Below are 13147 nucleotides of genomic sequence, written 5' to 3' on the forward strand. Positions count from 1 at the left end.
TTTCACGCCGTGACGCCACTCTGCACGTTCAATCGAACCGATGAATGAACAGACCGCTCTTCAATTTCGGTTCGAACCACGTCGATTTCGGCGGCATTTGACCGCTCTCGTCGGCGACGCGCATCAGCTCTTCCATCGCCGTGGCGTGACACGTCAACACGACGACGTCATCACGTTCAGCCAAGTCGGCGAGGCGCGTCGGGGCATCTTTGCCGCCGATGAAATCGATTCGTTTGTCCGTCCGTACGTCTTTGACATGGAAATACGGCTCGAGCACATCCCGTTGCAACGTCGCGACGTCGAGTGCCGTCGTCGTCTGCCGTTTTTTGAGCATGAAATGCTCGCCCCGGTAAGACAAACCGAACGTGCCCCGTTCGTTCGGGACGTGTAAGGCAGGCACCGATTCAATCTCATACGAGAAAGCTAAACCGTCAAGCAACGCTCTGACTTCTTCTGGCGCCACATCGTTCAAAATGCGATGATACGGCAAAATCGTCAGCTCATCGCTCGGGAACAAGACGCCGAGGAAGTGGTCCCGCTCTTGTTTCGATTCCCCTTCATGGATCGGGCTCCGGGCGACGACAGCTGCGGCTTTGGCCCGGTGATGCCCATCGGCGATATAGATGGCCGGAATGCTGGCCCCGAGCATGATGACGCGTGCTTGATGCTTGGATGGCACGGCATAGCCTTCATGGATGACACCTTCACTGTCCGTGAAGGCAAACAACGCCTCTCCTGTCGTCGCGTCGTCCAAGATACGACGCAATCCTTCGTCCGGGACGTGACTCATCAAAATCGGGCCGGTGTGCGCTTTCGTCGCCGATACGTGTTCGACCCGTTCACGCTCTTTCACCTCACGTGTGTGCTCGTGGATTTTGATTCTTCCTGCCTCATAATCAGTCACCGAGAACGTGGCAACGAGTCCGGTCTGCACATGTCCGTGGTCGGTGAGCCGGTAGACGTAAAACCCATGTGTCCGCTCGGTCAATTCTGATTCATAGAGCCGTTCGAGCTCATGACGGGCTCTGCGTCCCCAGGCGTCGAGCGGCATGTCCGCCGTGAACAGTTCTGGTTTATCGACCGAAAGAAAAGAATCGGGACGCTGTTCGACGTCTTCACGCGCCTGTTCGACAGTGACGATATCGTACGGGGCGGCAGCGACCGCCTCGGGGTGTTTCGGCATATACGGGGCAAACGGTTTAAATACGACCATGGTCATTCCTCCTTAAAATTCGCGGACGCGCATGACACCCTCGATGTCATATAGGGCATGCACGGATAACGTCTCATGTTTATGGTTGTCGATGTCGATCAATGTATAGGCCACATCGTTGCGGCTCCGGTTGACCATGTTATCGATATTGATTCCGTTTTCGGCGAGCCGGCTCGCGATTTGACCGACCATGTTCGGGACGTTCAAATGAAGTACCGCCAAACGCCGCTTCCCGACATACGGAAGTTCCGCGTTCGGGAAGTTGGCCGAGTTACGAATGTTACCGGTCTCTAAGTACAGTTTGAGCGTATCGACGGCTTGAATCGCACAGTTCACCTCAGACTCGTGCGTCGACGCCCCGAGATGCGGGAAGGCGACGACTTGCGGATGACCGAGCAGCGCCTGTTTCGGGAAGTCGGTGATGTACGTCGCGACGTTCTCATCGAGCGCCTCGAGCAAATCGGAATCGTTCACGAGCTCACCGCGGGCGAAATTCAAGATGGTGGCGCCCGGTTTCATCTGTTTGAACCACGTCGCATCAATCATGTGACGCGTGTCATCGGTGAGCGGCATATGAATCGACAGGATATCGACATCTGCGAGCAATTCGCTCAACTGCTTCGCCCGCTTCACTTGTTGCGAGATGTTCCACGCCGCGTCGACCGATAAATGCGGGTCGTAGCCGACGACGTCGATGCCAAGGTGGAGCAAGTCGTTGGCGAGCGACGCGCCGATCGCACCGAGACCGATGATCCCGACTCGCTTGCCTCTTAGCTCAGACCCGACAAAGCGCCGTTTCTCGTCTTCCATCGCCTGCTCGAGCGACGCCTGATCGGAAAACGTATGACCGTTGACCCAGTTCGTCCCTTCTAAAATCGGTCGAACCGACAACAGCATGCTGGCGAGCACGAGTTCCTTGACGGCGTTCGCATTCGCACCCGGTGTATGGAAGACGACGACGCCTTGACGAGCTAACCGTTCGAGCGGAATGTTGTTCACACCGGCACCGGCCCGGGCGATGGCCAGCAAATAGGGCGGGATGTCCGCCTGATGGACGTCATGACTCCGAATGACCCAGGCGTCGGCTTGCTCCGCATCATTGACGACGTACTCGCTCGGTTCGAAGCGTCTTAGCCCGTCTTGGGCGATTTGGTTATACGTTTTTATATGAAACATCTTGTCCCTCCTGTTCAAACTCGTGCATCACGTCAATGAGACGCGTCACACCTTCAAGTGGCATCGCATTATAAAGGCTCGCTCGAAGACCCCCGACCGACCGATGACCCCCGAGCTCGATCAACCCGCGCATCTCCGCAAACTGCCGGAACGCTTCATCCGTCGCGTCATTTCCGCTCGTGAACGGGATATTCGTCAGCGACCGATCCTTGCCGGAGACGAGCGCGTGAAATACCGGTGACGTATCCAAGGCGTCATATAACAGCTTGCTCTTCTTTTCGTTACGGCGTTCCATCTCGTCGACGCCCCCTTCGGTCTCGACCCAAGCGAGAACCCGCTCAGCGACATATAAGCTGAACGTCGACGGGGTGTTGAGTAGCGTGTCGACATGCTTGCTGTAAGCCAGATACGACGGCAAATCGCGCTCGGTGACCAAGTCACGACGGATGATGACAATCGTCAAGCCGGCCGGACCGATATTTTTTTGGGCACCTGCGTACAAGAGACCATAGCGCTGTACATCGATCGCTTCCGCTAAAATGTTCGACGAGATGTCGGCGACGAGCGGGACGTTCGTATCCGGCAACGTCGTATAGCGCGTCCCTTCGATCGTATTGTTCAACGTCACGTGAAGATAATCCACATGCTGAATATGCTCCGGCCACTCCGGGATTGCGTCGTAGTTGGATGACGCTGAACTACCGACGACGATGACGTCACCAAAGTGTTTTGCGTCATTGATCGCTTTCTTCGACCATGTCCCACTGTCTAGATAGGCGAAGCGACCCGATTCCCGTAGGTTCATCGGCACCATTGAAAATTGAAGCGTCGCCCCACCTTGAAGGAACAGGACGGCGTAATCGTCTGGAATCTGCATCAATCGCCGCAGTCTCGTCTCGAGCTGCTCGACGATCGTCGCGAACGTGTCGGAGCGGTGGCTCATCTCGACGATGGACACCCCATGTTTATAGGTAAGAAACTCGGCTTGCACTTCTCGTAAGACAGGTTCTGGCAATACGCCCGGCCCTGCTGAAAAATTATATATCGGCACCGCCACTCCTCCTCTATTTATCTGTAAGTGGGTACTATTCCGTACCTGGCCCACCGAATCCTGCCAAATGCGAAAAAAACGCCCTCATCCGTAGATAAGGGCGAACGATTATTCTTCGTCCATCGACAAGACGGACATGAACGCTTCTTGCGGCACTTCGACAGAACCAACCATCTTCATGCGCTTTTTACCTTCTTTTTGTTTCTCGAGCAATTTACGTTTCCGTGAGATATCGCCGCCGTAACATTTGGCGAGGACGTTTTTACGGAGCGCCTTGATTGTCGAACGGGCCACGATCTTCGTTCCGACCGCTGCCTGAATCGGCACTTCGAACTGCATACGCGGAATGAGCGCCTTCAATTTCTCAACGATGACCTTCCCACGTTCGTAGGCGAAATCGCGGTGCACGATGAAGCTGAGCGCATCGACAAGTTCGTTGTTGAGGAGGATATCCATCTTGACGAGGCGTGACGGGCGATAACCAATCAAGTCGTAATCAAGCGACGCATATCCTTTCGTGCTCGACTTCAACTGGTCGAAGAAGTCATAGACGATTTCACTGAGCGGGATGTCGTACGTGATTTTGACACGCGTCGTATCGATATACTGCATGTCGATGAAGCTGCCGCGCTTCTTCTGACAAAGTTCCATGATGGCACCGACATAGTCGTTCGGTGTCATGATGGCCGCTTTGACGTAAGGCTCTTCAATCGACTCGACTTTTTGTTGTTCCGGCATTTTCGACGGGTTATCGACATGGATGACGTCGCCGGCCGTCGTTGTGACGTGATAGATAACCGATGGCGCCGTCGTGATCAAGTCGATCCCGAACTCACGCTCGATTCGCTCTTGAATGATTTCCATGTGAAGCATGCCGAGGAATCCGCTGCGGAATCCGAAACCAAGTGCTTGCGACGTCTCCGGCTCGAATTCGAGCGCCGCATCCGATAACTGAAGCCGTTCGAGCGCTTCACGTAAATCGTTATATTTGGCAGCATCGATCGGATACAGACCACAGTACACCATCGGGTTCATTTTCCGGTAGCCCGGAAGCTGTTCCGTCGATGGATTTTTAGCGAGCGTGATCGTATCACCGACGCGGACGTCGCCGACCGTCTTGATTGACGCCGATAACGTACCGACATCACCGACGTTCAGTTCCTTCACCGAGACCGGTTTCGGTGTCGAGACGCCGAGATCCGTCACGTCGAACGATTTACCGGTCGACATCATTTGGACTTTGTCCCCGACTTTGACCGAACCGTTGACGATTCGGATCGAGGCGACGACGCCACGATAGGCGTCATAATACGAGTCGAAGATAAGTGCTTGGAGCGGTGCCGACGGGTCACCGGTCGGTGGCGGAACGAGTTCGACGACTTGCTCGAGAATCTCTTCAATCCCGATTCCCGCCTTGGCAGAAGCCGGCACAGCGTCACTAGCGTCAAGTCCGATCACATCCTCAATTTCTTGACGGACGCGTTCGACGTCAGCCGATGGCAAGTCGATCTTGTTGATGACCGGGATGATTTCAAGGTCGTTATCAAGCGCGAGATAAACGTTCGCGAGTGTCTGAGCTTCAATCCCTTGAGCCGCATCGACGACAAGGACCGCCCCTTCACAGGCTGCGAGCGAACGCGACACTTCATATGTGAAGTCGACGTGTCCCGGTGTATCGATCAAATGAAGGATGTACTCTTCGCCATCTTTTGCGGTATAGTTCAATTTAACGGCGTTCAATTTGATTGTGATCCCACGTTCCCGTTCGAGATCCATCGCATCAAGCGTCTGTTCTTTCATTTCACGCGCTGTGAGCGCACCAGTTCTCTCGAGAATCCGGTCAGCGAGTGTCGACTTCCCATGGTCGATGTGGGCGATGATGGAAAAGTTCCGTATTCTCTTCTGACGATTCTCTAATTCTTGTTTGTTCATATATGGGTTCACCTATCCTTCTCATGCATACCGTGTCATTATATCAAAATCCTAAGTTAATGTGTACGACCTACTACAACAATACCACATATAGTTTTCAGAATAATCATCAAGTGGTTGCTTTTCGAATAACCGTTTGCTACAATTGTGCTTGTTCTGTTGAATGATTACTTGAAGTAATGAGAACATACACTTTCTTGTTTCAGGAGGTGAAATAACATGGCAAATATCAAATCAGCAATCAAACGTGCAAAAACTTCTGAAAAGCGTCGCGTAGCGAACTCGCAAGAGAAAGCAGCAATGCGTACAGCAGTAAAACGTGTTGATACTCTCGTTGTAGAAGGTAACAAAGAAGCGGCTCAAGAAGCTTTCGTCCTCGCTACGAAGAAAATCGACAAGGCTGCAGCAAAAGGTCTAATCCACCAAAACAAAGCAGGTCGTGACAAATCACGTCTCGCAGCTCGCATCGCAGCTCTCTAATTAGAGACTAAAACGAAACAGCCGCCTCCATTAGGAGCCGGCTGTTTTTTCGTACTTCATCACATAATGGGGTCCAATCCCTGGAATGTCGAACGCGTCACCGACCGTCACCAATCCGTTCCGTTCATAGAACCGGACGGCGATCGCTCGAGCGTTGCACCACCACGAATCACTGACCGCTTCATGCAACGCCTGTAAAAAGGACGAGCCAATTCCTTGGCCAGCAAATGCCGGGTCCGTTGCCATCCCTCTGAGCTGATACGGCACCGTCTGACCGTCGAAGTCACGCCCCACTTCCATCACGGTCGCAATCGACACGACACGACCGTCTTCGACCCAGGCAAAGTGACGCGTCGTCTCGGCGTCATCCCCTTCAAAATAACATGTCTCGACTGCCTGTCCCGGCCGTAACACTTCATGCCGGAGCGGAATCACGTCCACGAGTCTCACTTCCTGTAATCCCATGTCTTCACCTCACAGTAACGTTAATTGGCAGACGAGTGTGTCAAAGACGATTTGCTTGTCGCCCCGTCCCGTCTTCATCGCCTCGTCCGCATCGGCAATCATCGTCAGCGCCCGGGCGAGCTGGGCCTCTGAGAAATTCCGGCTCGCTTGTGAGGCGAGTTTTACCGTATATGGATGCGCCCCGATTTTCGAGGCGATTTGCTTCTCGCCGTAACCTTTCTCCGTCAACTGTTTGGCCAGATACATATTCCGGTACTGCCGGGCGAGGAGCGACAACAGACCGATCAATTCCTGCCCCTGTTTCTCCAAATCCCGTACAAGCCGAAGCGCAGCATCCGCACGTCGGGCCACTAAAAACTCGGATAGCTGGAATACGTTATCCTCGAGCGTCCGTGGGACCAAGTCGTTGACGATCTCCATCGGGATGTCGGCGCCTTCACTCGCATAAAGTTGTAACTTCTCAAGCTCGCGCACGAGTTTTCCCCAATCGTCCTGACAGAGGAACAACAGACGCTCGACGGTCGCCCGCTCCATCTTTTGACCACGACGATTCAATTCGTCGCCGACGTAACGCATTAATTCGGATTGGCTCGGTTTTTTTGCTTCGAGGACGATGGCCCGTTCTTTCAGGCGTTTGACAACTTTTTTTCGTTCATCGAGTTTTTCCGCTTCAATGACAAAGACGAGCACAGAGTAAGGCGCCGGTTGTAAGACGTATTCCGTCAAGCGCTCGACGTTTTGTTTCTGCTTTTCTTTCGCCCCCGTCAAAAACTGGGCATGTTTGACGATGACGGTCCGATACTCACTGAAAAAAGGTACCGTCTCCGCTTCATCAAGCGCCGTATCGAGTGACGTCTCGTGCAAGTCGAGCTGCATGACATCAAATTGATCACCAGACGGGTTGGCGGCTTTGATGATCGCCCGTTCCCACGTCTCTAGTAAATATTTCTCTGTCCCAAATAGGACATACACGTTCGACAACTTTCCGTTATGCAGCCACGGTTCATTCAAAACACACACCACTTTCACAATTTATTCTTATCTAAACATAGATTATCCTTCACTGATTCGCTATACTTAGGACGGAACCATTTCAAGGAGGGACTCACTATGCATATTAACTCTGTTCGCCCACAAAGCGAAAACCCGTTCGAGAACGACGTGCAGTGCAAACGTAACGATGCCATCGATTCAGCAATCGGCTTCATCGTCCCGTTCGGCTTTTTCTTCACCATCTTCGCGATCGGTGTCCTCATCAAGTTCTTGAGCTTATAAGTCAGTCAGAAAGCGATTGCCCCGGGGGAGCAATCGCTTTTTTAGTTTATCATAGTTTTTCATGGCGGTATCGCCTTCGTCACAATCCCACGACACCGATTTCGTTCACAGACGACCATCCCGTCCTCGTCGGTCCGCAATACCCGCCTTCCTCCGAGACGTTGTAACGTGTCGAGATGCGGATGTCCGTACCGATTGTTCCGGCCGACACTGATGATGACCCATTCCGGATCAATCCGGTGCAACAGCTCCTCGCTCGATGATGTGTTCGACCCATGATGTCCGAGTTTGAACACATCGACATCAACAGTTGGAATCATCCCTTCCTTCGTATCCGGCAAATCCCCAGTCAATAAATACGTGAGCATCCCGACCTGCATGAACAGCGACACCGAGTTCGCATTCTCGTCCTCGCCTGCCTCACCCGGTGCGACGACCCACATCCACGGGTACGGCCGGTCCCCGCTCTTCAGGAGACGGACCGGGACCTGATAGGCCGCCAGCTCGGCCAGCAAAGCATCTCGTTTGGCTGGATCCGCCACTTCCGCCGACAACCATACCTCATCGACGTCGATGGACGAGAGTAACCCGGACAGTCCGCCGACGTGATCATGATCGGCATGGGTGAGCAACAAAAAATCGAGACGTGTCTCCCCCCGTTTCCATATGTACGGGGCGACGACGTCCGCTCCCGGGTCATACGTGGACCGCTTCGATTCCTTCGGGTCTTGAAACACCCCGCCGACATCGATGACGCCCGTGACCTCGCCATACTCGACGACGACGGCATCGCCTTGCCCGACATCCAAAAATGTGACGCGTGGCTCCTCGCCCCATTCAAGGCCGCCATGCATGAGCATTAAGCCGAGCACGGCCAGCCCCCAACCGCTCCACCGTTTCCATTCGAGGAGCATCAATCCGCCCCAGAGGACGATCGCCAAGGCAAGAGCGTGCCAAAACGTAAACTCATGCAGCGGGAGCCACGGCTGCCAGTCGTGATGCAAGGCGAACGTCCCGTTCAGGCCATCGAGAATCGGATGCAAGAACTGTTCGGCGGTCGGCACGATGTACGCGACCAAGGCAAGCGGAATGACGACCCAGGAGATTAAAAACGCACCGACGACGTTATACACGGGTGCCAGCACCGAGATAATCGGTTGGACGGGCCATAACAAGATGAGCCCGAACCATTGGGCATATACGGCCAGTCCGAACGGCCCGGTCCAAATCGAACGGGTCACGAGCAGGAACAACGTCATCGCGACCGTCAACTGAAACCCTAAATTCCACAACAAGTACGGATGCAAGGCGAGCAAGAACGCCGCGCACCAACTGAGCAGCCGAATCGGGTCACGGACACGATAGCCGAACAAGGACAGCCCGAGCAGGACGTCGGCGACGAGCACGGCCCGCGCCACCGGCGGCGAAAATCCGGTCAACCATCCGAACAACGTGACCGCCACGAGTATCAACAGCGTTTTCATCTCGCGTTGGAACGGTAACGGTTTCGTCAACCAACGCAGCCCGAGCACGAGGAGCGCGATATGTGACCCGGAGATGACGAGTAGATGCAGCAGACCGGTCACCCGGTAAGAGAACGAGGTGTCCTCGTCGAGCAACCGGCTCTCCCCAAACAATAACGCCTCCATATATAGTGCCACATCTGGTCGATACGTTGCCTCGATTCTCGCGAGCTGTCGTTCTTTCCAGCGGAGCATCCGCCCCGCTATCCCGTCACTCGGACGACACGCCTCGATGGCGACGTCACTCCCTTTGAACGTCAGACCGGCTCCGAGCGCCCACGCCGCCTCATTAAATCCGCCCGTATTACGCAGCGGTGCGAACGGGGTTTGCGTGAACGTGACGAGGCACGTCTCTCCGGGACGACCGAGCGCGAGGTCACGACCGGTCAACACACCTTCCGTGCCGTCGATTTGTCCATACAGCCGCGCTGATAGTCCGTTGTCCCGCCGGCTCTCGATGGCGAACAGATAGGGCCCGTCCTCCGGCAACGGTTCGGCGTTAGGACGTACGAACACGAACAGGACGAGCAGGACGGCGCCGATATGCGTATAGACGGATTGACCGCGACAGGTGAACGCGATGGCGACAGACAACAGGAGGCAGAGGGCGACCGACCCGTACATCCCGGCAATCAATAGGCTGATCGGCAATAGTGGATACAGCGGCATGTCACGGGACCAATAAATAGCCTTCCATGCTTTCTAACGTCTTCTCCCCGAATCCTTTGACGTTGCCAATCTCTTCGTATGACTTGAACGGCCCATGTTGTTTCAAATGATTGAGAATCGCCTCGGCTTTGGCCGGGCCGATGCCCGGTACGGTCATCAGTTCGTCCTTCGTCGCACTGTTGACATGGACCCCGTTCGTCCCCCCGCTCGCTTCTTCAGCGGCCGGCACAACGACCGTCTCCCCTTTTTTCGGGACGCTCACTTTCGTCCCATCGACGAGCAGTTGGGCCAAGTTCAATTGTTCGGGGTCGGCCTCATCCGTCAAGACAGCGAGTGACAACACGTCACCGACACGCGCCCCTTGTGGCATCGTATACATGTCCGGTGCCTCGACCGCCCCGGTCACATAGACAACGATTTCGGTCGGGACGCTCGGCTCGACTTCCGGTTCGGGTGTCGCAACGAACTGTTCGACCATCGGCGTCTCCGGTTCTTTCGAATAAAACATATAGCCCACCCCGATAAACAGTCCGATCAGCAGCACGACGACATATCGTTTCCACTTCTCCATACGTCCCCTCCTCGAGCGAGTCTTTTCTATAGTATGAAGAAACGTTGTCATCTGTGCCGAGGCCGAACTCGTCGTTTTCCACGCGCCTATCGGACGAAGGCATCCGCTTCCCGTACATAGCGAGACGACAAAAAAGAGACAAGCCGAAACTTGTCTCAGTGCTCTTCAAAATGTTGAACTTGGCTCGCGAGTGCCGCGGCTTGTCCTTCTAACTCTTGCATCAAGGCGAAAATCTGATCGAAGCTCGCTTGCTGTTCTTTCATCGAGGCTGCGACTTCTTCGTTCCCCGCCGCAAGTTCCTCGGTGACACCGCTCACTTCCTCGACCCGTTTCAAGACGTTCGTCACTTCCGAACTCGACGCGACCATCTCGCGTTCAATCGTACTGACAAACGAGGCGACGTGGTCCGTGCGGTCATGGATTCGATTGAACGCCTGCTTCGTCATTCCGAACGCCTCGAGCTGTGCCGTCTGTTCCCGACTCGACTCTTCGACCATGTCCGTCAAGCGGACGACCTCGTCCCGGATCGTCTGGACGACACCAAAGATGGAACGTGTCGCGACGTTGCTCTCCTCTGCCAATTTCTTCACTTCGCTGGCGACGACTGCAAAACCTCGTCCTGCCTCCCCTGCCCGTGCAGCCTCAATGGCCGCATTCAAGGCGAGCAAGTTCGTCTGGGCGGCGACATCTTCCACGAGCTTCGCCATTTTTTCGATTTCTTCTGTTTTCCGGGCGAAATCATCCATCCGGTTGACGAGCGATGCGTTACGTTCGCTCGAACGTGCTAAAATCGCTTCCTGGTCCGTCAACGTCTCGATGCCGGCTGCGACTTCGCGTGTCATCTCAGACGTCTGTTCGGTCGTCTGCTTCGTCTGGTTCAAACTTGTCTCGAACGAGGTCGCCATGATGCCGACCGATTCAAGTGTCTCTTGCAGTTCGGTCGCAATCGACTGGGCCCCGTTCGCCATCTCATCGACGGCATTCGTGATGTTCGATGTCGTACTGACCACGGCCTCGTTCTCAGCAGCCGCCGTCTCTGTCATATCGTTCACTTTCATCGACGTGACACGGATGGAACCGATGACCGTCTGGAGCGACATCGTCATTTCCCGCATCGCTCGTTCTAAGCGTCCGATTTCATCACGTCGCGTCGAATCCGGCAGCGTGATCAATCGTCCGGCCGCGATCGCTTCCGCCGCCTCGACGTTACGTTCGAGCGGGTGGGTGATCGAGCGGGCGAAGAAGAAGTTGTATACACTGAGCGCGACGATGACAAAGACCGTCAACAATACGGACACGAGCAGGAGACGTTTCGTCTCACTCGCCGCCTCGGCTTGTAACGCCTCGTAGAATGTTCCATTTTTCAAGAGGAGCGTATTCACATCGTTCAATACCCCTTCAAGCTTCGCCGCTTGAATCCGGGCGGCAATCCCGCCGGCCTCGGCCGCCTCGACCTCCGCTCCGATCCGCTCGTACTTCATCGTCGCACGTTCGAGGTGGTTCGCAAATTCAGGAATAAGATACGTCTGTTTCAATGTCGTAAACGTCTCCGTGTTTGTCGTCCGAATCCGCTCGAGCTGCGTGAGCGTCGATTGGCTCATCTGCTCACCGAGCGAGGTCCAAAGGGACTGCTCCTGCAAGAGCGACGTCTCGAGTTGGGACAACTCAATCATCTGGGTGCCGTACTGCTCGTTATAAGTTTGCAGACGATTCAACGTCGACAAGACATAACTCATCATCAAGACAATCAATAAGACCGTGAACACGGTCGAAAAGATGAACCGTTTCCGTAAGCTCATTTCAGCGTCCCCTCCATCAACTGTTTCTGAAACGCCTCGAACCGTTTTGTCTCGTCGTCATCCCATTGGACACGACGAAGAGCGGCCAAACCGACACCGCCTTGATCGATCCCGAGTTCGACGTGAGCGTTGAACGCCTTCGCTTCGACCCGATCCGCGATTTCGACGATGGCCAAATCGACTTGTTTCAACATCGACGTGATGACCGCGTCCGGTGCGATCATCGATTGGTCGCTATCGACGCCAATCGCTTTCACGCCGTTCCGTTCCGCTGCTTCTAAGACACCGACCCCTGTCAGTCCTGCAGCGGCGTACAGCACGTCCGCTCCGGCTTCAATCTGTTTCTCAGCCAACTTACGTCCGATTTCAGGCGAGGCAAAATCGTTGGCGTAATCGACGAGCATCGTTACGTCTTCATTCACGCCTTTTGCACCGAGCTCGAAGCCGGTCCCGAATTTTTGAATCAGCTCGTTGTCGACACCCCCGATGAAACCGATTTTATTCGATTCCGTCTCGAGCCCCGCGACTGCCCCGGCGAGTGCACTGCCTTCCGTCTCTTGGAACGTCACCGAGATGACGTTCGGTAACGTCGATACGGCATCAATCAACGCGAACTGTTGCTCTGGATGTTCGGCCGCCACCGCTTCAAGATCCGTCTGACATGCGAAACCAAGACCGATGATAACATCATGTCCGTCCGCGACGAGCTGTTCGAACCCCGCTTTATATGTCTCCGTCTCGGCAAGCTCGCGATAGTCGACGAACCATTTCCCTGTCTCCCGGAGTTGCCCCATGCCGCGCATCGCCGCGTCGCTGAACGATTGGTCCCCGAGACCAACATCGGACAAGACGACGCCCATCGATTGACGTGTTTCCACGGTTTGTTCCGGTTGGTCGATGACAGACTGACAACCGGGCAACCAAGTCACACATGCGGCCAACAAGCCGATGATGAGTGATTTCTTCATAATAGCTACTTCCTCTCTCTAATGG

Annotated in this window: 12 protein-coding genes; 2 read left to right on the top strand and 10 right to left on the bottom strand. The window is 54.7% G+C overall.

Going from position 1 to position 13147, the window contains the following annotated elements; translation table 11 throughout:
* Window positions 1-28: 28 nt before the first annotated feature.
* From KNP78_RS00995 to lepA, 4 genes are all read right to left on the bottom strand, one after another.
* A complete protein-coding gene (locus KNP78_RS00995) occupies window positions 29-1213 on the bottom strand; it encodes a DUF1015 domain-containing protein (protein ID WP_214823138.1) in 1185 nt (394 codons plus the stop codon).
* A 12-nt stretch (window positions 1214-1225) separates the two neighbouring features.
* Window positions 1226-2389, bottom strand: a complete 1164-nt coding sequence (locus tag KNP78_RS01000; protein WP_214823139.1) for a 3-phosphoglycerate dehydrogenase family protein — start codon at window positions 2387-2389, stop codon at window positions 1226-1228.
* The gene (serC, locus tag KNP78_RS01005) at window positions 2367-3440 is read right to left on the bottom strand and encodes a 3-phosphoserine/phosphohydroxythreonine transaminase (protein ID WP_214823140.1); all 1074 of its coding nucleotides are present in this window, start codon (window positions 3438-3440) and stop codon (window positions 2367-2369) included. Before serC ends, KNP78_RS01000 begins: the two co-directional genes overlap by 23 nt.
* A gap of 108 nt (window positions 3441-3548) precedes the next feature.
* Entirely contained in the window at window positions 3549-5372 is a 1824-nt protein-coding gene (gene lepA / locus KNP78_RS01010) for a translation elongation factor 4 (RefSeq protein WP_034778150.1), read from the bottom strand.
* 219 nt (window positions 5373-5591) lie between these two features.
* Between lepA and rpsT the strand changes: the two genes are divergently transcribed.
* Window positions 5592-5852, top strand: coding sequence for a 30S ribosomal protein S20 (gene rpsT, locus KNP78_RS01015; protein ID WP_034778152.1), 261 nt, complete (start codon window positions 5592-5594; stop codon window positions 5850-5852).
* Window positions 5853-5882: 30 nt separating this feature from the next.
* On the opposite strand, the gene KNP78_RS01020 is transcribed toward rpsT, so the two are convergent.
* Window positions 5883-6317 carry a GNAT family N-acetyltransferase gene (locus KNP78_RS01020; protein WP_214823141.1) on the bottom strand — a complete coding sequence of 145 codons (435 nt, stop codon included), beginning with the start codon at window positions 6315-6317 and terminating at the stop codon, window positions 5883-5885.
* Between the two features lie 9 nt (window positions 6318-6326).
* Window positions 6327-7337: a DNA polymerase III subunit delta gene (holA, locus tag KNP78_RS01025; protein WP_353049031.1), complete on the bottom strand. Its 1011-nt coding sequence runs from the start codon at window positions 7335-7337 to the stop codon at window positions 6327-6329.
* Window positions 7338-7427: 90 nt separating this feature from the next.
* Here holA and KNP78_RS01030 point away from each other — a divergent pair, with 90 nt between their 5' ends.
* Window positions 7428-7592 carry a YqzM family protein gene (locus tag KNP78_RS01030; protein ID WP_016508105.1) on the top strand — a complete coding sequence of 55 codons (165 nt, stop codon included), beginning with the start codon at window positions 7428-7430 and terminating at the stop codon, window positions 7590-7592.
* A 59-nt stretch (window positions 7593-7651) separates the two neighbouring features.
* On the opposite strand, the gene KNP78_RS01035 is transcribed toward KNP78_RS01030, so the two are convergent.
* The 4 genes from KNP78_RS01035 to KNP78_RS01050 all read right to left on the bottom strand — a co-directional run bounded on the left by KNP78_RS01035 (window position 7652) and on the right by KNP78_RS01050 (window position 13122).
* On the bottom strand, window positions 7652-9784 hold the full coding sequence (locus tag KNP78_RS01035) for a ComEC/Rec2 family competence protein (protein WP_214823143.1): 2133 nt from the start codon (window positions 9782-9784) through the stop codon (window positions 7652-7654).
* A gap of 1 nt (window position 9785) precedes the next feature.
* Window positions 9786-10355 (bottom strand): helix-hairpin-helix domain-containing protein, encoded by a 570-nt coding sequence (locus tag KNP78_RS01040; protein WP_034778163.1) that lies wholly within the window; start codon window positions 10353-10355, stop codon window positions 9786-9788.
* A gap of 155 nt (window positions 10356-10510) precedes the next feature.
* Window positions 10511-12154: a methyl-accepting chemotaxis protein gene (locus KNP78_RS01045; RefSeq protein WP_214712729.1), complete on the bottom strand. Its 1644-nt coding sequence runs from the start codon at window positions 12152-12154 to the stop codon at window positions 10511-10513.
* Window positions 12151-13122 carry a BMP family lipoprotein gene (locus tag KNP78_RS01050; protein WP_034778167.1) on the bottom strand — a complete coding sequence of 324 codons (972 nt, stop codon included), beginning with the start codon at window positions 13120-13122 and terminating at the stop codon, window positions 12151-12153. The genes KNP78_RS01045 and KNP78_RS01050 overlap by 4 nt, the downstream gene beginning before the upstream one ends.
* Window positions 13123-13147 lie beyond the last annotated feature (25 nt).

This window comes from Exiguobacterium sp. s28 (assembly GCF_018618135.1).
In the GTDB taxonomy this organism is placed as follows: Bacteria; Bacillota; Bacilli; order Exiguobacteriales; family Exiguobacteriaceae; genus Exiguobacterium; species Exiguobacterium mexicanum_A.

Bases quoted from the DNA above. Each gene is read 5' to 3' on its own strand.
- KNP78_RS01040 (WP_034778163.1), bottom strand. From the start codon at position 10,355: ATGGAGAAGTGGAAACGATATGTCGTCGTGCTGCTGATCGGACTGTTT.
- KNP78_RS01020 (WP_214823141.1), bottom strand. From the start codon at position 6,317: ATGGGATTACAGGAAGTGAGACTCGTGGACGTGATTCCGCTCCGGCAT.
- KNP78_RS00995 (WP_214823138.1), bottom strand. From the start codon at position 1,213: ATGGTCGTATTTAAACCGTTTGCCCCGTATATGCCGAAACACCCCGAG.
- rpsT (WP_034778152.1), top strand. From the start codon at position 5,592: ATGGCAAATATCAAATCAGCAATCAAACGTGCAAAAACTTCTGAAAAG.
- KNP78_RS01050 (WP_034778167.1), bottom strand. From the start codon at position 13,122: ATGAAGAAATCACTCATCATCGGCTTGTTGGCCGCATGTGTGACTTGG.
- KNP78_RS01030 (WP_016508105.1), top strand. From the start codon at position 7,428: ATGCATATTAACTCTGTTCGCCCACAAAGCGAAAACCCGTTCGAGAAC.
- KNP78_RS01000 (WP_214823139.1), bottom strand. From the start codon at position 2,389: ATGTTTCATATAAAAACGTATAACCAAATCGCCCAAGACGGGCTAAGA.
- KNP78_RS01045 (WP_214712729.1), bottom strand. From the start codon at position 12,154: ATGAGCTTACGGAAACGGTTCATCTTTTCGACCGTGTTCACGGTCTTA.
- KNP78_RS01035 (WP_214823143.1), bottom strand. From the start codon at position 9,784: ATGCCGCTGTATCCACTATTGCCGATCAGCCTATTGATTGCCGGGATG.
- lepA (WP_034778150.1), bottom strand. From the start codon at position 5,372: ATGAACAAACAAGAATTAGAGAATCGTCAGAAGAGAATACGGAACTTT.